Origin of the sequence: Vibrio sp. 10N.247.311.13 (assembly GCF_041467595.1) — a bacterium.
Classification (GTDB): domain Bacteria; phylum Pseudomonadota; class Gammaproteobacteria; order Enterobacterales; family Vibrionaceae; genus Vibrio; species Vibrio crassostreae_C.
In genome coordinates this window covers 1-20,859 of record NZ_JBFSUX010000063.1, presented here as the reverse complement: position 1 = coordinate 20,859, position 20,859 = coordinate 1, and the positions used below count along the sequence as shown (strand labels likewise).

Below are 20,859 nucleotides of genomic sequence, written 5' to 3'. Positions count from 1 at the left end.
ATTTGATTTAAAAAGAAGATGGCACAGCGTTGAGTGACTTATTCGAAAATCTTGAACAGGTAACAATATGAAATTATGTCTATACTCAATAGAGAGTATATCGCCAAGGAGGCCGCTATGGCAGTTCAGCAAAAACATGGCGAAAGGCATGGTCGGATAGGTTTTGATAACGACTTTACAACGGAGCAAAGCCAGCGCTTTACAGAGGTTGCAAACAGCGCAGTTAAACGCCGCGTGAAAAAACGTGAGATAGAAGCGCCGTTTATTCAGTCAGCTAAGCAAGCCGCTTTTAAAACCGTGGTGAGGCGACCTAAAGGGAATAACCCAAACCGAACACGTCAAGTCATATGGATTATTATGATCGGGTTAGTGAGTCTTTGGCTTATGTACCTTGCAGGTTAGCAGCGCCGCTCCGTTATAGGAATGGCTAGCGTTGGCGCGTTTTTAATAGCGTAACATTGTTCCCTTCGATCTTCGCTTCAAAGCAATCTTCAAGTTCAGATGAATCCGGTGCTGAGCTAACAAGGCTCGTTGGTAGTTCTTCTATCAGGGTCGATACTGGGTTGTCGTGATAATAAGCATATCGGTTTTTTCCTGAATGCTTGGCAACATACATCGCTTTATCAGCACATCTCGTCAGCTCATGTAATTCTTGGGCATCTTGCGGATACAAAGCAACCCCAACACTTAACGTCAATTCCTTGATTCTCTCGTTTGTTTGGCAGCCGCTTTCGAACAGCCCGCAGATCCTATCTAGAATGCCGTCTAGATCTTTACGAGTTGGCACATCGTAGAGCATCAGAACAAACTCGTCTCCAGCAAAGCGCGCAATCGAATAGTCGTATTCATGGCTTTTTCTGTCTCTGGTTCGAATGTTGTTACTCAAGCGATTGGCAAAGTGCTGTAAGACACTGTCTCCTACGTCGTGCCCGTAGCTGTCGTTAATGCCTTTAAAGTCATCAATATCCAAAAAGACCAATGCCGTAAGTGATCGCTCACTATCCACGGTGGCTAGTTTTTCTGTCGCCCAGCGTTCAAAGCTCCAACGGTTTGCCAAGCCGGTTAACTGATCTCTGTAAGCGAGATCTTCAATGCCTTCTTTATACAGGCGTTGAATATAACTGACGGCTTTTGTGTAGTAATAGGCGGATGTGTGGCACACCAAGCTCATGGTAAATAAGCTAAGGAAAAATCTGTGTGTGCTGTTAAATGGTAAAGAAAAATTGTTGGGCATTGCTGTAATCAAGGTGCTGATGAACAGGCAAAACGAGGTGCTGAAGATTATGCCAATTCTGAAATCATTAATGAAAATGACCGCGGCCAGAATTGGATAGAGCCAGAGGATGCGATCTGGGATGGCGTGACTGTACAAGAATAGGATGACGCCCTGAACTAGAAGAACACCACTCAGAATCAATTCGGAATACTCAGGATTGATGACTTTTCTTACATATAAAGCGTTAGAAATGGCGATGATGGCGAAGCACAATTCGAATATTGACAGCGTGTAATGCTCGCCTTCGAAGTAAGCCCAAGTATAGAAAATGAATAACGCAGCGGCAGTCAGTGAAAAGGAGTGGACAATTTTTTGCTTGCGGGTGGATCGTATGTCCGCCATTTCTTCTAGGTGCCTGCCGACGAGCCTTTTCATGTGATCTGTGCCAAAGTTTTTGATAATGGTGTTAATAGTAGATTAAATAACAAGCTATGCAGAGGCTTAGATGTCTATTTAGTGTGACTACTATCAAGGTTTCATATGAAAGGCTGTTCAATCAATTCCAAATAGTGATGTATATCACCGATGGTGCTGGTCATCTCTAGAAGATTAGATTTAAGCATCAAACTTGTAACCGTTGTTTGATGTTTATCTACTTGCTTTCCAGAGAGTTACTCCACATAGTTTGTAAACGACCAAAATTAAGAAAGGCTCATTATGTTAATTACCTTTAGTTGTAAAGCTCATGCTAGTGTCACGATGTTTGGTGAAGTCGGCCTCCAGTTCATCAAGATGCTTGGGCATAGCGGCTCCATCCCAGGTGCTATGGATGCTTCAGAGGTTCCTCAAGCTCTGGATAATCTACGTGCTGCTATTGCAGCAGAGCAGAGCAAGTCCGTAGAGCATGAAAATACTGATGACGACAATGAAGAAGAGGTGGTTGAAGCGCCTGTTAATATCGGTAGTCGAGCGTTCCCACTGGTTGAATTATTAAAAGCTGCCATCAAAGATGAATGTGAAGTAATGTGGGAAGACGGTAGCGGCAAGCGACTGTAGTACGATTCACGCGAAACGTAACAAGCCTATTGAATCTATTTTAATCAGAATGAATGCTGAACCAGTATCGGACACACCATGACCATGGAGTTTTATGGTGATGAACCGATACTGGTGTTTTTTTAGTGAAGTAATCCACTCGTTTCTGTTTATTTACAAGGTTCGTCAGCCCTGAAATGAGTGACTTTTGTTATCGTAATATCAATCCATAACAGACCGTAAACAAAGTGATGCTGTTCACGCTTTCTTGACTCCCAATTCTGAACTAAGAATTTTTCCTAGTTATTCTAAGACCCTCTCTCATGCGGTCGATTTTTAGACTCCTTATTATTTCACGGTCAACTAACAAACAATGTATGGCCGCAATTATGCCGTGCAGACCTCACAAAAAATAAGAGAGTTCACAATGTTAAAGTTCCTAGATCAGGTTCGAAAACCGACGCTGGATCTTCCGGTCGAAACTAGAAGAAAAATGTGGTTTAAACCATTCCTACAATCTTACCTCGTCGTGTTCATTGGCTATCTAACCATGTATTTGATCCGTAAGAACTTCAATGTCGCGCAAAACGACATGATTTCTACTTATGGATTATCGATGACGGATCTAGGTCTTATCGGTCTGGGTTTCTCTATCACTTACGGTATCGGTAAAACCGTCGTTTCCTATTATGCCGATGGTAAAAACACCAAGCAGTTCCTGCCATTCATGCTTGTCCTTTCTGGTATCGCTATGTTGGGCTTCAGCTTCAGTATGGGCGGTGGCAGTGCTAGCTTATTCTTGATGGTTGCCTTCTATGCGTTGAGTGGTTTCTTCCAAAGTACCGGCGGTCCTTCAAGCTACTCGACCATCACTAAATGGACGCCTCGTAACAAGCGTGGTTCTTATTTAGGCCTTTGGAATATGTCGCACAACGTGGGTGGCGCAGGTGCCGCTGGTGTTGCTCTGTTCGGTGCTAACTACCTTTTTGATGGCAACGTGATCGGTATGTTCGTGTTCCCATCAATCATTGCGATTGTGGTTGGCTTTATTGGTATGCGCTTTGGTAATGACTCTCCAGAAGCCTATGGTCTAGGTACGGTTGAAGAGTTGTTTGATGAAGAAGTCAGCGAAGAAGATACGGCTGCTGAAGAAAATCAAATGACTAAGAAAGAGATCTTTGTTGAATACATCCTGAAAAACAAAGTGATCTGGTTGCTCTGCTTCGCGAATATCTTCTTATACATTGTTCGTATCGGTATCGATCAATGGTCTACCGTTTATGCGTATCAAGAGCTAGGTCTATCAAAAGAAACCGCGATTTCAGGCTTCACTCTGTTTGAGGTTGGTGCACTGGTCGGTACGTTAATGTGGGGTTATCTGTCAGACCTTGCGAACGGACGCCGTGCTTTGGTTGCTTGTGTATCGCTTGGCCTGATTATCGTTTCGCTAGAGTTCTACCAGCATGCAACCAGTGAGTTCATGTACCTAGCATCACTGTTTGTGCTTGGTTTCCTAGTATTTGGTCCTCAGTTGCTGATTGGTGTTGCTGCAGTAGGTTTCGTGCCTAAGAAAGCAATCAGCGTTGCGGATGGCGTGAAAGGTACATTTGCTTACTTAATTGGTGACAGCTTTGCCAAACTTGGCCTAGGTATGATTGCAGACGGCACACCTATTTTTGGCTTAACGGGTTGGAAAGGCACGTTCGCAGCGCTTGATACGTCAGCTGCCATTTGTATCGTGTTACTGCTATTCGTTGCGGTTGCGGAAGAGAAGAAGATTCGCCACGCTAAGAAAATACACTTAGCGTCTCAAAACGCGTAGCGAGTCTCACGTGCTTTATTGGTTTAAAGCACGTGAGATCATACCAATCGTTAGTTCGATTCAGTATCATCTCTATTAATAAACTTAATTTTAGATAGCTCCTGTTGGGGCTATTTTTCTTTCTTACTCTTAATTTTGGTTAATATCATGATTAATGTTGCGCTTGTTGATGACCACGTCATTGTTCGATCTGGCTTTGCTCAATTACTCAGTCTTGAAGCTGATATTACGGTCGTGGGGGAATTCAACTCTGCGGCAGAAGCGCGCCTAGGATTGCCAAGTTGTCACCCTGATGTCGTGATCTTAGATATCTCAATGCAAGACGAAAGTGGCCTGAGCTTATTGGAAGAGATTCCATCTGGCATTGCCAGCATCATGTTGAGCGTTCATGACTCGCCGGCGATGGTTGAGAAGTCATTAGAGTTAGGAGCCAAAGGTTATCTCAGCAAGCGCTGTAGCCCTGATGAGTTAATCCAAGCCGTACACACGAGCGCAAATGGTGGCTGTTATCTCACGCCCGATATCGCCATAAAGCTTGCGACGCCCATGAAGAATAAAGCCTCTTTAAATCAGCTCACCCGCAGAGAAAGCGAAGTGTGTCAGTTATTGGCGACAGGGCTCGATGTAAAATCTATTGCCGTAGAGCTAGGGGTTAGCCATAAAACGGTGCATGTACACCGTGCCAATGCTATGGACAAACTCAATGTTAAGAACAACGTCGAGTTAGCTAAATTGTTTACACAAGACCAGTATTAATGCGTTCTTACCTAGCCACCTCCCTGTGTGGGGTTTTTATGGCTGGTTGTGCATGGTTCTGTTTGTGGGTTATTGCCTTCTATTTTATTAATGACCCTGAGTTAGCCATTCTGCTTTTCCCGTTTTCACTTCGATTGGGAATGACGCTGCACACTCGCACTCACTATTGGCCTGCTATCTATATTGCCGAGTGGGGGCTTGCGATCGCTTTAGCTCTGCTACTTGATGAACCTCAATGGCTGACGATACTCATCGCCAGTGGATTGAGTATTCCTGCCACGCTAATTGCCAAGCGTTATTATTCTGGTGACCAGAATCGTCACTTGTTAGTGATGGCGAGCTTAATCATGGTCACAGCATTCATTAATGTTGCCGTTGTGGGTTCTCATGTTCCGGCTGTTTACATGGTGTGGTTGGTGAGTATTACTGGCGGACTGATGCTGGTGCCGATGTGTTATCTAGTCTGGAACTATCTATTCCAAAACAAGTGGTCACCACTGGGCTCTTACTTAATCCATAATGTTGTAGAGTTCAAAATCCGTCACATCGCTTTATATAGCGTCTTGTTGGTCGCCAGTATTTTGATACAAACCAGTTTGCCTGATGAGCTAAGGCGCTTTGCCCCATTCTGTATGGCGATCCCTATTATCTTGCTGGCCGTTCGTTACGGATGGCAAGGCGCTCTGCTTGCAACAATGCTAAATAGTGTCGCGCTGATTGCTGCTCATAGTGGAACGTCCAAACTCGAAATTACCGACTTGCTCTTGTCTCTATCTGCTCAAACCATCACAGGTATATTGCTTGGTTTAGCGGTTCAAAAGCAGAAAGATCTCAACTCCAAATTGCGAAGTGAACTCTCTAGAAATCAAAACCTTTCACGTCAGTTAGTGACCGCTGAAGAGTCGGTTCGTCGTGATATTGCGCGTGAACTGCATGATGAAATTGGCCAGAACATCACGGCAATTCGGACTCAGGCGAGCATTATTAAACGCGTCGATGCCGCTGAGATGAGCGTTCGCTGTGCGGGTACCATTGAGTCATTATCTTTGAATGTTTATGACACCACCAAACGTCTACTTACAAAACTAAGACCTAAGATGTTGGACGATCTGGACCTAAAAGATTCCGTGGAACAGCTAATTCGAGAGATGGAGTTTTCGGATCACGGCGTTGATATCCAGTTAAATTGGCAAGGTGATTACTCGTGTTTGAGTGACACGCTTAAGGTCACTATCTTCAGGCTGTGCCAAGAATCTCTAAACAACGCCTCTAAATACGCCAACGCGAGCGAGATTAAAATTGAACTGATTTTAGGCGACCAAGCTGACCTTCGGATCACAGATAATGGCGTTGGTTTTACAGCGCAAGATCTTCTCAAAGGAATGGGTGTTCGCGGTATGCAAGAGCGTGTTCAGGCGCTTGGCGGCAAGATGACAATCAACGCTAATGGCTCATCTTCGGGTACCAATATCAGCGTTACATTACCCAAAGTGTGAGAACGAATATGTTTGGATTTCTGCGCTCAACAATGTCAAAGAGTGATGCTCTAACTGATGATGAGGTCAATCAGAGTTATCGCTATTGGCGCCTTCATATCATGATAGGGATGTATGTCGGCTATGCGGGTTTTTACTTCACTCGTAAAACCTTTAATTACGCCGCGCCTGCAATGATCACCGATCTAGGTTTGGACAAAGGCGATATCGGCTTAATTGGCACGCTCTTTTATCTTTCTTATGGCTTATCGAAATTTATCTCAGGCACGATATCGGATCGGTCGAACCCTCGTTACTTCATGGGGCTTGGCCTAATCGCGACTGGTCTGATAAACATCGCGTTTGGCTTTTCGAGTTCGTTAGCGGCTTTTATCTCTCTATGGGTATTGAATGCATGGTTCCAAGGTTGGGGCTGGCCATCGTGTTCCAAGTTATTGACGACTTGGTATTCTCGCTCCGAAAGAGGCTTTCGCTGGGCAATCTGGAATACAGCGCACAACGTTGGTGGAGCGCTTATCCCTATTCTTGTGGGTTATCTAACGCTGCAGTTCAGTTGGCGAGCTGGGTTTATCTGGCCGGGTGTGATTGGTGTTTTTATCGGTCTTATTATCTGCTGGCGCTTACGTGACAAGCCCACCACCATGGGACTTCCGACGGTAGGGAAGTGGCGCAGTGATCACCTGGAATTAGCGCAAGAGAGCCATGGGCAAGGGTTAAGCTATCGAGAGATCCTGAAAACCTATGTGTTCAGCAATAAGTACATTTGGTTGCTCGCCTTTAGTTATGTGTTGGTTTACATCGTAAGAACGGCAGTTAACGACTGGGGCAATTTATACCTCACCGAAGAACACGATTACAGTTTGATCAACGCCAACGCTGCCTTGTCTCTGTTCGAGATAGGAGGTTTTGTTGGTTCACTTGTTGCTGGGTGGGGATCGGATAGGTTGTTTGGTGGCAACCGCGGTCCAATGAACATCTTGTTTGCGATTGGCATCTTCCTTTCGGTTTCGGCTTTATGGCTTATGCCTTTAACCAACTTTGTGTTTCAAGCGGCTGGGCTATTCTGCGTTGGCTTTTTTGTTTTTGGCCCTCAAATGCTTATTGGCATGGCGGCGGCGGAATGTTCACATAAAGACTCTGCCGGGGCGGCGACAGGTTTTGTTGGCTTGTTTGCTTATATGGGAGCAGCACTTTCTGGTTACCCATTAGCGCTCGTTCTAGAAGCTTACGGCTGGAGTGGGTTCTTCATTACCATCTCTACTTGTGCGGCCGTTATTGGCTTGCTGTTACTGCCTTTCCTACAAGCTCAATCACCTCAGAAAAGTGCAGAAGCTCGCTCTGGTTTTTAAGGAACGATAACAAGATAGTCACTAGTGTTTGTATTCAGATGCTTGTATCGCTTCTGTAATCAGTGCGATACAAGCCGCTATCTTATTCTCAGCGCTTTCTACTCGTGATATTCAAATGTGACTATTTTCACGCTTTTCATCGGTCTCACCTGTTTCTAAGAATTTTTCCTATTGCGTCTAAGACCTCATCTCATGTGGGTTCTAGCCGAGCTCTGTAGTCTTTCTAATTATTTACGTTATTAGAAATCAGCTCTCTGAATTATGTTCAAAGGCCTCACTATGGAAAACGCCATGTCACTCAGCCACTTCTCAGAACACTCATTTTTCCCAATGGAAAACACCATCCAAAATTATGCATGGGGGAGCATTTCTTCGATACGTGAACTGTTTGGCTTTAAGAATGAGTCACAAGAACCACAAGCGGAAGTTTGGATGGGAGCGCATCCGAAAGGTTGCTCAATGGTCAAGCTGGACCAACATTTAGTGCCTCTATCTGAGCTGATTAACAAGAATAAATCGGCCTACCTATCAACCGATATTGCGCAGGCGTTTGGTGAGCTACCATTCTTATTTAAGATCTTAGCGGCAGAAAAGGCGCTGTCGGTTCAGGTGCACCCAAACAAGCGACAAGCTGAAATTGGCTTTGCGAGAGAAGAGCAAGCAAGAATCCCTCTAACCGCAGGGCATCGTAACTATAAAGACTCAAACCACAAGCCTGAATTGGTTTACGCGGTCACTGAATACCAAGCGATGAATGGCTTTCGAGAGTTCGATGAAATATTAGGTCTGTTCAGAAAGTTAGATTCGAGCGAGCTGGCTAGTTTGGTTGAACAGTTTGGCAATAACCTTGATTCTCTAGGTTTAGAGACGTTTTTCCGCGATCTATTAACGTTGAATGAACAACGTAAACATCAAGCATTAGAGCAACTTCTGACTTACGCGGCTGCTCATCAAGACCAAGCGGAGTTTGCTTTGGTTATTGAGCTTAGTCATCAGTATCCAAACGATATTGGTCTATTTTGTGTTCTGCTTCTTAACTTGATCACATTGAACCCGGGTGAAGCGATGTATTTGAATGCGAATACTCCGCATGCTTACATTAAGGGAACTGGGCTCGAGATCATGGCAAATTCAGACAACGTTTTGCGAGCAGGTTTAACGCCAAAGCACATTGATGTCGCCGAGTTGGTTGCCTGTACAGAGTTCAAACCGATCCCGTTTGAACGCTTGTTGTTAGCGCCCTCAAAACTGGGTCAATGTGATAGTTATGATATTCCTGTCAGTGATTTTGATTTCAATATCTTTCATCGCCCTCAGCAAGAAGAAGTGATCACAAGCGGTGCTGAAATTTTAATGGCGATAGATGATGATTTAACGTTAATGAGTCAGAAAGGTGAACACCTAACACTCACCAAAGGGCAATCGGTATTTATCCCAGCTTATATTGGTCATTATGTACTGAGCAGTAATGGGCGAGTGGCTAGGGCGTTTAATTAGAGATGGTGTTTGTGGTATAGATTGAGCTCCATCCCCACAAAATCATCATCTCCTTCATCAACAACGTGATAGCCAAGCGATTGATAAAAGTTAATAGCACGAGCATTACTTTTAAAACTCGATAGAGTGACTTGACTAAGTTGCTCTGCCATAGCTTTTTTATGTATGAGAGTCATGACTTGCTTGCCAAGCGAACGACCTTGGTACTGGGGGGAAATGATCAGCAAATGAATATGGTATGCGTTGTCATAAGGTTTAAAGCAGGCGAGCCCCACTCTTTTATTTTCGCGATATACCCAATGAAACCAAGATGGATGGTATTCGTTTAAAAGTCGTTGACGTTGAAAGTCGTCATCCCAGCCGAAAACGCTATCTACGTGTATGAAGATACCTTGTTTAACACACGCAAACAGTTCATCGAATTCAGAATTTGAAGCGAGTTGGAGTTGTATGTTCTCTTCTTTCATTGCCACTTTTACCGCTTCCTTATCAAACGCCTTTGAATAAGCAAACAGTAACATAATTGAAGAAGCCGAATTAGCTTAGATTTGCGAAGTGATGAAACCAAAAAGCCATGCGTGATGCATGGCTAAGAATAAAGTCTTGGATTGATTTTTCTATACGATCTTAAGCGCGTGATGGCGCGTGAGCTGTTTGTGTAGCGAGTCTTTGAGCTCCATGCGTTCTACTTTGAGGTTGTGCATGCTGTCGTCATCGATAGGGCTGCCAGAGATTTCTAGCTGACGGATGTCGTAGTCGAGTTGGTGGTATTTCTGCATGTCTGCTTTGAATTTTTCGTCGTCGTGGTTGAGCTGAACAATGTCTAATTTAAGATCTGGGAAATCTAAGATAAAGGCATGGTTTTCATTGAGCATTGGCACTTCCTCTCTAGTCGAATTATTAACAGTATAGAAGTAATTTTTCGAAAGAAATGTGGTTCAAAACACAAAGCCGTAAAGCGATCAAAAAAGGGCGCAAACTCGTGGGATTATCCTCGAAATTGCGCCCTTTTGTATGTATATAGCTAACTATTTATAGTTATATGTTTAGAACTATAAGAGTTTAAAGCAGAAAGTTTACTTTGCTTTCTTACCAGAGCGTTGCTGCTCTTTGTGTGCAAGCTTCTCTTTTTTGCGTTGCTCGATAAGGTGAGCAGCTTCGCCGCCTACGTGGGTTTCGCCACGAGCATTCGACAGTTGAACTTGCTTTTCACGTTCACGGAAACGGGCTTTCTGCTCGTCGCTGTGCTTATCAATACACTTAGGGCAGCTTACGCCTTTCTCGAAGTGTTTAGAGGCTTTGTCTTCGTCAGTGATTGGCAGGCGACACGCGTTACACACATCGTAACCGCTCTTTTCTAGCTGGTGGTTTACTGCAACTCGACCATCAAATACGTAGCAGTCGCCTTCCCACATACTCTCTTCTTCAGGTACCTCTTCTAGGTACTTAAGAATGCCGCCTTCAAGGTGATAAACCTCATCAAAGCCTTGCTCTTTCATGTAGGCTGTTGATTTTTCGCAACGAATACCGCCAGTACAGAACATCGCAACTTTCTTGTGCTTCTTAGGATCAAGGTTGTCTTCAACGTATTGAGGGAATTCACGGAAGGTTTCTGTGTTTGGGTTTACAGCATTTTTGAATGTACCGATATCGACTTCGTAGTCGTTGCGAGTATCAACCAGAATTACATCAGGATCAGAAATCAGAGCGTTCCATTCGTTTGGTTTCACGTAAGTGCCGACAACGTGGCGTGGGTCGATACCCTCAATGCCCATGGTTACGATCTCTTTCTTAAGCTTAACCTTGGTGCGGTTGAATGGTTGTTCTTCGTTGAACGACTCTTTGTAAACAACATCAGCCAAGCGAGAATCTTGTTTGAACCATTGAAGAAGGGCGTCGATAGATTCGCGCTTACCTGCAACGGTACCGTTGATGCCTTCACTCGCAAGTAACAAAGTACCGCGGATTTGGTTGGCTTCTAACACGTCGGTTAGTGGCTGGCGAATTTCTTGGTAATCATCAAGTGCTACGAATTTATACAGAGCACATACAACATATTGAGACATGTTTTTTCCTTTCTGCGAGCTGGAACGTAAATCCAGAGCGGTTGCCTGTTTTGATCAGAACTGAGTATTTCAACTTAGTTCTGTCTTGTTGGCTTATTAAAATCAGGCGCAGTATAACCAAGGCGGTGCGGGACAAAAACCAACCAAACGTAGGGCTATATAACGCCTTTTTTTTTGTGGATTTATGGTTTGAGGAACGAAAAAGCCCTGCTGTACAAATACAGCAGGGCTTGGTGTTGAATCTGTCTGACTTAATCAGCGATTACGCTTGGTTAAGTACTTCCGCTAAGCGTTTCACCGCTTCAGTCAGCTCTTCTGGTTTAGCGTTAGTGAAGTTTAAGCGCAGTGCAGCTTTTGCTTCATCAGCCTTTGGATAAAATACTGGGCTTGGTACAACCGCCACACCATTCGATAATAGAGTTTTAGCCAATTCGAAGGTGTCGCACTCTGGGATCTCAACCCAAATGAACATCCCGCCATCGACGGCTTTTAACACGCAATCTGCAGGCAGTTGTTTCTCTAGCTCTGAGAACAGCACTTCATAACGAGACTTGTACAGGGTGCGAATGTTCTCCATGTGTACGCCAAAGTCTTCATGTTTTAGAAGACCAACAAGCAGTGCTTGCATGGGTACACTTGAGTGTAAGTCAGCGCCTTGCTTCACTTTGATCAGTGGTTCAAGGTAGCTGCGTTTACCTGTTACCGCGCCAATACGTAGACCTGGCGATGCAATCTTAGAGAATGAACGAAGAACGATAGAGTTATCAGGGCAGAACGAAGAAACCAACGGCAGTTCTGTACCTGTGAAACGCAGCTCACGATATGGTGCATCTTCAATGAATGCCACGTTGTATTTGATACACAGCTCAGCGACTTTTTGACGAGTTTCTGTTGCCCAGCACACGCCGGTTGGGTTGTGGAAATCAGGCACGGCATAGAACATCTTCGGTGATTGCTGTGCAAAGCACGTTTCCAGTTCATCTAGGTTCGGGCCAAATTCAGTTTGAGACACGGTCGCAATGTTTGCTTGAACTAGGCCAAACACCTGCATCGCACCTAAGTAGCTTGGCGCTTCCATCACAACCACATCACCTGGGTCGACATACGCACGCGCAATCAAATCCAAACCTTGCTGAGAGCCAGTACAAATCATTACCGTGTGTGACTCTGGCAATTGGTAGCTTTGTGTTAGGTGGTCAAGCAACGGGCCGTAACCGGCAGTAGAGCCGTATTGGAAAACTTCAGGCATGTTCGCTAGGTTTTCTAGCGTTGGCTTCATTAAATCGATTGGGAATGTTTTCTCGTCCGGTAAACCGCCGGCCAATGAGATGACATTTGGATCACTTGCGGCTGCGAGGATCTCTCGAATGTATGAAGATTGAATCTGTTGTAATGACTGTGCGATTTCCATGTGTTGTGTCTCGTCGTTTATCGTTTTTATTCTATCGCTTGATATTACACGGCAATTGTAAAAACTAGCGTGTCCGTTTATGCTCTTAAACATGTCCATTTATGCTATTTAAACGATGTCACGTCAACACATATCGCGAATCAATGATGTCCTGTTCCATATTCACCAAGACATCAGTCAGCCTTTGTCTGCCAAAGAGTTATCTGAGATAGCGGCCTATTCAGAACAGCACTTTCATCGCACCTTTAAAAGCGTGGTCGGGGAGTCGTTGCATCAATATATCCGACGCACTCGAATGGAGTATGCAGCCAACCAATTGATGTTTGATACCAGCTCGTCAGTGGTCGAGATCGCCCATAAATGTGGCTTTAGCTCGGTGTCTTCGTTTAGTCGAGCATTTAAAGCGACCTTTAATATGTCTCCGGGCGAGTGGCGTAAACACGATTTACAAGTAGCAGAAAAACCCTATTTGAAAGATCCCGAAGTGGCGGCGGGCTATTTGAATGTGGCGCAGCGAGTATTGCCCGAACCCAAGATCGTTGAAGTGCCTGAACGCATGGCGGCCTATGTTCGACATACGGGTTATAACCGCTCTATTCGCAATGCGTGGTTGATATTGAAAGCGTGGGCGAATTCCGAACAGCGTGATTTTTCGAGCCAATTTGGTTTGCATCACTCAAACCCTGCTTGGGTTGAAATGGATCAGTGTCGTTATGTCGCGTGTATCGCGATTGATGAGCCGATTAAGTATCGTAGCGTAGTTAATCAGATGGTGATTCCGGGCGGCTTACACGCTGTGTTTCGACTAAATGGCCGCTATGGAGAACTGCTACCACAGATCAGTATGGTGTTAGAAAAGTGGCTACCCACATCTGGTTTCAAACAGCGCTCGACTCCCGCGTATGTGCATTATCATCAGAATCATTTTCTTAATAGTGATGAAATATTCGAACTCGATTTCTACCTTCCCGTGAGCTTTTACTAATCGATGGTTGTGCTGTTTTGTTGAACCAGACTTTGATCTTTTGTTGAGACAAATTAGCACAACCAATAGCAGCTAACGATTTTATGCAGTTGGCCTAAGATAAAGATGCTTTGTTGATAATCTACTCTAAGTAAATGATGACAACGTACGGATTAAACGATAGCATTTCGTTCTAATTGCAAATAGTTCTTAATATCACTCGATAGAATATGACCATTACCCACAAAGATTATCTGAAAATCGCTTTCCCTTTCATCATCTCAACGGTGACACAACCTCTGTTAGGTGCTGTGGATACCGCTGTTATTGGCCAACTTGGTATTGCTGAATTGATTGGTGGCGTAGCGATCGGCACCATCATTATGAACACCATGTATTGGTTGTTTGGTTTTTTCCGTGTCAGTACCACGGGCCAAAGTGCGATGGCACTGGGTAAGGGAAACCGCACTGATTTGGCGGGTAGCTTGATGCGTCCGTTTGTGCTGTCTGGTTTAGTGGGTTTGATCTTTATCTTGATACAACCACTCATCTGGCAAGGCGCAATGTGGGTGATAGAGCCTGAAGCCAATGTAGCCGAGCACGCGCATATCTACTTCAGTATTTTGATTTATGGCGCGCCTTTCGTGTTGCTTAACTACACCATTATTGGTTGGTTAATGGGACAGGCGAAAGCCAAAGACGTTCTTTATACACAAGTGTTTGGTAATGTGTTGAACATTGTCTTGGATGCGGTGTTTGTACTTTATTTCGATTTGGGTGTCGCAGGTGTGGCTTACGCAAGTTTGATTGCACAAGTTACCACCTTTGCGATTGGTGTGACCTTGGTGATGAAGACCAGCAATATCTCGGTCTCTGAGTTCCTGCAAGGCTCGAAGATGACCAAGAAAGACCTATCGACAATCATCTCTTCGAATACTGATCTATTGCTTCGCACCATTTGTATCTTGGTGTTCTTCAACATGATGGCGCGTACTGGCTCTAAACTGGGTACCGATGTTCTAGCGGCTAACGCGATCTTGATGCAGGTGACTTTCATAGTCAGTTACATGTTTGACGGCATTGCCAACGCATCAAGTGTATTTGCGGGTAAAGCGGTGGGACAGAAGAATCCTTCAATGTTGGATCGAGTATTAAGGCTTAACTTCCAATGGACGGCAGGTTTCATTGCTGCGCTGACGCTTTTAACCCTGATATTCAAAGACATGATTGTTTTCTTGTTTACCGATATTCCAGCGCTGGTCACGCTGTACCAAGAGATGGCCCCGTGGCTGATTGTGTTCCCGCTAGTGGCTGGCTTTGGCTTAACGGTTTACGGCATCTTTACCGGAACGGGAACCACGCGTCCGGTTAGAGACTCAAGCATCGTGACTTTGTTGGTATTCTTAGCGGTACAGGCATTCACCGTCGATATTTGGGGTAATCATGGTTTGTGGTTGGCGTTTACTCTGTTCTATCTTGGGCGTATTGCGTTCCTGTATCCGTTCATCGCACAAGTTAAGCAGAAGTGTTACCCAGTCGAAGATACCGCTCATGGTGCCATTAACTAAGTAACCTAATCACCACCTGTAATATTTTATGAAAGCGCTTTACTATTTTTACACGATAAATTTAGTGAGTGCTTTTTTGTATCGGTAAAAATCACCTCGAAGGGTCAACACGCCCTAATGAAAATTGGTCAATCAAACAGCAAATAAAGTGCGATGCAGTTCAATGTTCTCTTTTCATCATGTCGGCTAAATGATAGAGTTGTTATGTTATAACATCTATATGTGAGTATCTGCGTGAACACCCCACTTTTGTCTGTTGACCACCTAACGATCAAAACCTCTTCGAGAACCCTTTTCCAAGATATCCACTTCGATGTTTATCGAGGTGAGCTGTTGGCGATCATGGGACCGTCAGGCATTGGTAAGTCGATGCTTTCACGTGCGATTGCGGGTTTTCTGCCAGAAACGGTCGAGGTTGAAGGTCATATTTCTCTGTCTGGTGAAGCGGTATGTGGTTTGCCTATGTTGCAAAGAACTGCCACACAGCGCCCCGCAGTTATCTTCCAAGATGCGCTTCAAGCTTTGAACCCTCTGGTTTCAATAGAAGGTCAACTCTGCCTTGCCTTGACGGGAACTCGCACTAAGCTTAAATCAAAAGAAAAAATTCAAATTACCGAGTTGCTGAATCAACTTGGTTTTCCTAATCCAGAAACCATCTTGCCGTTGTACCCGAGCCAAATTTCGGGTGGGCAACGCCAACGTGTGTGTATTGCGATTGGCTTGCTGAGTAACGCCGATATTATCATCGCCGATGAACCAACCAGTGCGTTAGATCCGGTGACAGAGCAAGAGATACTTAAGCTGATTCGACACAATGTTAAACAGCGTCAAATTGGTGGTTTACTCATCACCCATGACCTGCATAGCGCGTTGGCGTGTGACAAGCTGTTAGTCATCGATGATGGTGGTGTGGTGGCTTACGGTGCACCGAAACATGCACTTGAGTCGAGCTCTCACGCTTTCTGCTGTTCATTGAGAGACTTAATCGAATGAGCTCGACCTTATCACTAAACTCAGAAGCCTCGCCATTAATGCCAGTGACTGATTCAGAAACACAAATACCGATAGAGATTAAGTTCGACAATGTGAGTGTTCACTACTACTCCGTACCAAGTTGGTTGGGTGGTAAAGCGTTCAAAGCGCTACAGAACATAGACCTTAATGTTGAAGACAAAAGCCTAGCAATTGTTGGGCGTTCTGGTGCCGGTAAATCAACGTTAATTGAACTGCTATTTGGCCTTAAAGCGCCAACCGTTGGTCAAATAAACTTGTTCGGTTATTCGCTCCCAATTCGCGATAGCAAAGCGCAAGCAACGGTGTGTCGCTTGATTCAATTGGTGCCTCAAGAGCCCCACACTAGCCTCAACCCTTACTATACCGTTCGACAGATCTTAGCCGAACCTCTAAGTAACTTAGATGTTTCGGGTAATCATGAAGCCATCATTGAAGAGGCGCTTTCAGACGTTGGATTGCCTGCCAGTTTGCTCTTACTGAAACCTAATCAGCTTTCTACAGGTCAAGCTCAACGTGTGGCTATTGCTCGGGCTCTTGTCGTTAGACCCGCAGTGCTGGTGGCCGATGAACCTACTGCCAGCCTTGACCCAGTGAATCGCCAAAGGTTGTTGGACTTGGTTAATTCATTAAAAAAGAAGCGCGATATGCGCCTTATTTTGGTTACTCATGATTTAGGTGCCGCAAAAGCCCTTTGTGAAGAAATACTGGTACTCGACCATGGTGAAATGGTGGAGCACGGACCGACCGATCAAGTGATGAGTAAACCTGCTCATCCTGCGACTCAGATGCTGATCGAGTCTCAGCCTCTTTCGAAATCTACTTGTTAAACACAACCTTATTTATAAAAAAAATACAGCTACAGAGAAAAAATAATTATGCGTTTTAATTCAATCAAACTGGCTTGCACGCTTGCGTTGGCTCTGCCTTTGACGGGCTGTTTTGACTCTCAACCAGGGTCTAGCGATGCCGTAGTAAAATCTGAAATTCGAGTTGCGATGATGCAACCACCAAGAACGGGTTTATCGCCACTTTCTGATGACGCTTTTAAGCTATCTCGTTGGAGCACAGCAGAAACTCTGGTTAACCTGAGCCCAACCTCAGAAGCAGAACCTATGCTAGCAACGGATTGGAAACATCTTGATCCACTGACTTGGCAATTCACGATTCGTCAGGACGTTAAATTTCATGATGGCTCTACATTAACCGCAGAGTCTGTAGTTAACTCGCTGCAGAAAGCACTTGAAGCAGCGCCTAAGCCTCGCATTCTTGATGGTGTAGACCTGGAAGTGAAAGCGTTGGACAACTACCGCGTAGAGATCAAAACCAGCTTTGATGACCCTCTTCTACCAAGCCGTTTATCAAGCCCTCAATTAGCGATCCTAGCAGCAAGTGCTTATCAAGAAGATGGTCGTGTTAGTCCAATTGGCGCAGGTACTGGCCCGTTTGAGCTGACTGAAATCAACGGCACAACCAGCGCGAAACTGAAACGTTTTGACGGCTACTGGGGCGAAAAAGCGCAAGTAGAATCTGTAATTGCAGAATACGTTCCTAATGGTTTTGCTCGTGCTGCAGCACTGAGAACCGGCACGGCTGACGTCGTTGAAGCGGTACCCGTTTCACAAATCGCGACCATTGATCCGAACCTACTTTACGAAGTGGCAATGCCTCGTACTAATACGCTTTACCTGAACAACAAGTCAGGCGTATTTAGCGATATTGAACTGCGTAAGGTAGCGGCAGCTGCAGTAGACCGTGAGCAGATCGTGAATACTGTTTATGAAAACCACGCGGATATCGCGCAAGGCCTATTAGGTCCTGCACTTGCTTGGGCTGAACCAATTCGACCTGAAGGTCAGGCAGTTGACAAAACGCTAAAAGCGAACGGCGAAAGCATTGTTATTGGTACCTTTACCGACCGTGCAGAGCTTCCAGAAGTGGCAGCGCTACTGAAGCAACAACTTGAAGCGGCTGGTTTCAAGGTTGAGCTGGATATTCGTGAATATGCTCAGATCGAGAACGATGCGCTATCTGGTAAGTTTGACGCGTTTATCCTTTCTCGTGCAACGGTTCTAGATTCGGGTGACCCAGTGGCTTACATGATGAGCGACTTTGGTTGTAAGGGTTCATTCAACCTTGGCCAGTTCTGTTCTCAAGAGGTAGATAAAGCACTGAATCACGCTGACCTACAACCGCTAGGTGCGCTGCGTCACCAAGCGATCATCGAAGCTGAACAAAAAATCCTTAACGATTTTGCTGCGATTCCACTGCTTCACGAACGTGTGATTCAAGGTGAGAGCGAGCGTGTAAGCAATGTCGTTCGTGACCCAAGTGAACGTCGCTTGGTTGACCAAACTACACAGGTCAAAAAAGCGACACAAGTTAACCCGGCAACACAGGCTAACTAAATAAATGTTATCTGCTGAGACTCTGCGTCGAACTCTATTTATCTTGACGCCTTGGCTATCAAGAATCGCCTCACTGATTGTGGTGGTGATTCTTGTTGGTTTGATGCCTGACATTGCAGGCATCGATCCAAGCCAATCTATTCTGCGGGCTAGGGCGGGGCAACAACACCTGCTTACGCCTGAAGCTTTAGCGGCGGTACGCGCTGATCTTCAGCTTGACCGTTCAGCCATTGAGCGCCTGCTCGACTGGGTAGGAAGTGCTTTTTCAGGTGATCTAGGTGAATCATGGATTGATGGTTCCTCGGTTGCATTAAGCATTCAAAAAACAGCATCTACGTCTCTGTTCTTGATGTCTAGCGCACTTGTGATGACTTTCGTACTGTGTGGTGCAGGCTTACTTGCTACCTTACGCAGTTGGAAGAAGGGCAAACTAGGGCAGAGTTACAGCAGTTTAAGCACCGTATTAATATCGTTACCAGAGTATGTGGTGGCCTCGGTATTAATATTGGTGTTCTCTATCTGGTTAGGTTGGCTACCACCGTATGGTTGGCAAGGTTGGCAAGATATCTGGCTACCGAGTTTAGCGCTCGCACTGCCTGCAAGTGGCTTGTTTAGTCGTCTACTCAGAGACAGTTTACAACGCGTTCTCAATGAACCTTGGGTGATCACTTGGCTCAGTGCCAACGTTCATTCCAATCAAATTATTCGCTTTGCGCTGAAAAGAGCGCTGAGCAGTCTGATCCCGCAAATCGCGATGATCGTGATTGGCTTAACTGGTGGCGCAGTCGCGGTTGAGCTTATCTTCTCGATCCCTGGTATTGGGCGCATGATTCTTGGTGCAGCCAAGGCGCAAGACTTACCAACGCTGCAAGGCGGCTTATTGGTGTTGCTGCTATTTTCAATTGCCGTGAGCAGCATGAGCTTGTTTGTTCAGCAATTGATTCTTGGCCACAGCCTGAAAAGCGGCAAGCTCATCAGTAGCCACTCTTCGTTTCGTTTTACCCAGAACCGCGCAAAGCGTGTCACTGCTTTTGCGATCTTCTCTTTCCTAATTGCTATCGTTGTATGGGCTGCATTCCGAGACCCATACACTAGCCAATTCGCACGCTTGGCATCACCGAGTTGGCAAGCACCTTTGGGCGCAGATGGCATTGGTCGAGACCTACTGGCGAGAATTGGTTCTGGTATGATTGCGACCTTCCAAGCCGGCATATTGGCAACGTTCTTGAGCTTGGTGACGGGCATCATCATGGGTTTCAACACCCGCTTTAGCCAAGGCCTTATCGAGATCACTAAGGGTATCCCATACATCATTGCAGGCTTGCTTGTTGCAGGCTTAACAGGGATGAATCCGAACAGCGCATTAATCGCGATTGTATTGGTATCTTGGGCGCCATTAGCAGCGCATTGCTCAAGTTTAATCGTGGAAGCAAAGGCTCAGCCTTATACGCATCTCGCGCCATTGTGGGGCACCAGCAAGCTTAGGATCTTCCGCTTCTATCTGATTCCTTATGTGATGCCGCCATTGCTAAGACACGCGTTGTTGAGGCTGCCAGTGATTACATTGAGCCTGACTTCGCTTAGCTTCATCGGCTTGGGAGCGAAGCCGCCTGCACCTGAATGGGGTTTGATGATCGCTGAGAACTTGCCCTACATTGAACGCGCGCCAATCGCTGTCATGGGACCAATTGTTGGTCTGATTTTGTTAGGTTCTGCAATTAACATGATGTTTGATGATTAACGAAGAAGTGCCGGTTGCTTAAGTCCTTGATTGGGTATTCGATTGAGTGTTCGATTTGGCATTTATGCTGTAACCTTGAGCCTGTTTTTTTGAGTTGGCTTACGGATCGGTTATCGATCGGTTTTTAGCTTAGTTAAGTGTTCAGCGTTAAGGATTCAACATGTATCTCGTTTTGTATTGCCACAATATTGGTATGACCGATTTTTCATTCTTTGAAACAGAAGATTTTGACAAAGAAGAGGGCTATATCGTGCGAGGCAAATGGCCGAACGAGAAAGCGTTTCGTGATTACTTAACCAAAGAGTTTGGTGACATGAGCGAGTTCCAAGTGATCGACTTAATCGCCAAAGGTGCAGAAGCAGAACACTACTCGCCAGAAGAGTTGATGCGCCTAGCTCAGTAGCCGTTAGCTCGGTAATACGTTTTAAATCGAATAAAGAAATGGCAGCCTGATTGGGCTGCCATTTTCGTTTGTGCGCCGAGCATGGCGTTGATCTAGGAGGTGAAAGTCCTCTACGG

The 20,859-nt window shown here is 45.3% G+C and carries 19 protein-coding genes; 14 read left to right on the top strand and 5 right to left on the bottom strand.

Features of this window, described 5'->3' with window-relative positions; genetic code table 11:
- The first annotated feature begins 117 nt into the window (after positions 1 to 117).
- Positions 118 to 402 carry a hypothetical protein gene (locus AB6E52_RS19460; RefSeq protein WP_017061541.1) on the top strand — a complete coding sequence of 95 codons (285 nt, stop codon included), beginning with the start codon at positions 118 to 120 and terminating at the stop codon, positions 400 to 402.
- A gap of 25 nt (positions 403 to 427) precedes the next feature.
- Here AB6E52_RS19460 and AB6E52_RS19455 read toward each other — a convergent pair whose 3' ends face one another.
- Positions 428 to 1,618: a GGDEF domain-containing protein gene (locus tag AB6E52_RS19455; protein WP_102321386.1), complete on the bottom strand. Its 1,191-nt coding sequence runs from the start codon at positions 1,616 to 1,618 to the stop codon at positions 428 to 430.
- A gap of 315 nt (positions 1,619 to 1,933) precedes the next feature.
- Between AB6E52_RS19455 and AB6E52_RS19450 the strand changes: the two genes are divergently transcribed.
- The 6 genes from AB6E52_RS19450 to manA all read left to right on the top strand — a co-directional run bounded on the left by AB6E52_RS19450 (position 1,934) and on the right by manA (position 9,171).
- Entirely contained in the window at positions 1,934 to 2,272 is a 339-nt protein-coding gene (locus AB6E52_RS19450) for a DUF1840 domain-containing protein (RefSeq protein WP_017061543.1), read from the top strand.
- Positions 2,273 to 2,678: 406 nt separating this feature from the next.
- Complete coding sequence (uhpT, locus tag AB6E52_RS19445; RefSeq protein ID WP_017061544.1) at positions 2,679 to 4,073, top strand: hexose-6-phosphate:phosphate antiporter; 1,395 nt, start codon at positions 2,679 to 2,681, stop codon at positions 4,071 to 4,073.
- Between the two features lie 147 nt (positions 4,074 to 4,220).
- On the top strand, positions 4,221 to 4,829 hold the full coding sequence (gene uhpA / locus AB6E52_RS19440; RefSeq protein ID WP_017061545.1) for a transcriptional regulator UhpA: 609 nt from the start codon (positions 4,221 to 4,223) through the stop codon (positions 4,827 to 4,829).
- Positions 4,829 to 6,325, top strand: coding sequence for a signal transduction histidine-protein kinase/phosphatase UhpB (uhpB, locus tag AB6E52_RS19435; protein WP_102321385.1), 1,497 nt, complete (start codon positions 4,829 to 4,831; stop codon positions 6,323 to 6,325). The genes uhpA and uhpB overlap by 1 nt, the downstream gene beginning before the upstream one ends.
- Before the next feature lie 8 nt (positions 6,326 to 6,333).
- On the top strand, positions 6,334 to 7,674 hold the full coding sequence (locus tag AB6E52_RS19430) for an MFS transporter (protein ID WP_102321384.1): 1,341 nt from the start codon (positions 6,334 to 6,336) through the stop codon (positions 7,672 to 7,674).
- 291 nt (positions 7,675 to 7,965) lie between these two features.
- On the top strand, positions 7,966 to 9,171 hold the full coding sequence (manA, locus tag AB6E52_RS19425; protein WP_102321383.1) for a mannose-6-phosphate isomerase, class I: 1,206 nt from the start codon (positions 7,966 to 7,968) through the stop codon (positions 9,169 to 9,171).
- On the opposite strand, the gene AB6E52_RS19420 is transcribed toward manA, so the two are convergent.
- The 4 genes from AB6E52_RS19420 to AB6E52_RS19405 form a co-directional block, all read right to left on the bottom strand.
- Entirely contained in the window at positions 9,168 to 9,692 is a 525-nt protein-coding gene (locus AB6E52_RS19420; RefSeq protein ID WP_102321382.1) for an N-acetyltransferase, read from the bottom strand. The two genes, manA and AB6E52_RS19420, sit on opposite strands and share 4 nt — an antisense overlap.
- Positions 9,693 to 9,788: 96 nt before the next feature.
- Positions 9,789 to 10,046 carry a YdcH family protein gene (locus AB6E52_RS19415; RefSeq protein ID WP_009846137.1) on the bottom strand — a complete coding sequence of 86 codons (258 nt, stop codon included), beginning with the start codon at positions 10,044 to 10,046 and terminating at the stop codon, positions 9,789 to 9,791.
- 201 nt (positions 10,047 to 10,247) lie between these two features.
- On the bottom strand, positions 10,248 to 11,237 hold the full coding sequence (locus AB6E52_RS19410; protein WP_017067892.1) for a rhodanese-related sulfurtransferase: 990 nt from the start codon (positions 11,235 to 11,237) through the stop codon (positions 10,248 to 10,250).
- A 262-nt stretch (positions 11,238 to 11,499) separates the two neighbouring features.
- Positions 11,500 to 12,648, bottom strand: a complete 1,149-nt coding sequence (locus AB6E52_RS19405) for a PLP-dependent aminotransferase family protein (RefSeq protein ID WP_102321381.1) — start codon at positions 12,646 to 12,648, stop codon at positions 11,500 to 11,502.
- Positions 12,649 to 12,763: 115 nt separating this feature from the next.
- Between AB6E52_RS19405 and AB6E52_RS19400 the strand changes: the two genes are divergently transcribed.
- The 7 genes from AB6E52_RS19400 to AB6E52_RS19370 all read left to right on the top strand — a co-directional run bounded on the left by AB6E52_RS19400 (position 12,764) and on the right by AB6E52_RS19370 (position 20,743).
- The gene (locus AB6E52_RS19400; protein ID WP_050620166.1) at positions 12,764 to 13,633 is read left to right on the top strand and encodes a GyrI-like domain-containing protein; all 870 of its coding nucleotides are present in this window, start codon (positions 12,764 to 12,766) and stop codon (positions 13,631 to 13,633) included.
- 209 nt (positions 13,634 to 13,842) lie between these two features.
- Positions 13,843 to 15,180: an MATE family efflux transporter gene (locus tag AB6E52_RS19395; RefSeq protein ID WP_102321380.1), complete on the top strand. Its 1,338-nt coding sequence runs from the start codon at positions 13,843 to 13,845 to the stop codon at positions 15,178 to 15,180.
- Between the two features lie 234 nt (positions 15,181 to 15,414).
- Positions 15,415 to 16,173: an ATP-binding cassette domain-containing protein gene (locus AB6E52_RS19390; protein WP_102321379.1), complete on the top strand. Its 759-nt coding sequence runs from the start codon at positions 15,415 to 15,417 to the stop codon at positions 16,171 to 16,173.
- Positions 16,170 to 17,021 (top strand): ABC transporter ATP-binding protein, encoded by an 852-nt coding sequence (locus tag AB6E52_RS19385; protein WP_102321378.1) that lies wholly within the window; start codon positions 16,170 to 16,172, stop codon positions 17,019 to 17,021. Before AB6E52_RS19390 ends, AB6E52_RS19385 begins: the two co-directional genes overlap by 4 nt.
- 48 nt (positions 17,022 to 17,069) lie before the next feature.
- Positions 17,070 to 18,599, top strand: coding sequence for an ABC transporter substrate-binding protein (locus AB6E52_RS19380; RefSeq protein WP_102321377.1), 1,530 nt, complete (start codon positions 17,070 to 17,072; stop codon positions 18,597 to 18,599).
- Positions 18,600 to 18,603: 4 nt separating this feature from the next.
- Positions 18,604 to 20,340, top strand: a complete 1,737-nt coding sequence (locus AB6E52_RS19375) for an ABC transporter permease subunit (RefSeq protein WP_102321376.1) — start codon at positions 18,604 to 18,606, stop codon at positions 20,338 to 20,340.
- Between the two features lie 160 nt (positions 20,341 to 20,500).
- Positions 20,501 to 20,743 (top strand): hypothetical protein, encoded by a 243-nt coding sequence (locus AB6E52_RS19370; protein ID WP_102299817.1) that lies wholly within the window; start codon positions 20,501 to 20,503, stop codon positions 20,741 to 20,743.
- The last annotated feature ends 116 nt before the right edge of the window (positions 20,744 to 20,859 follow it).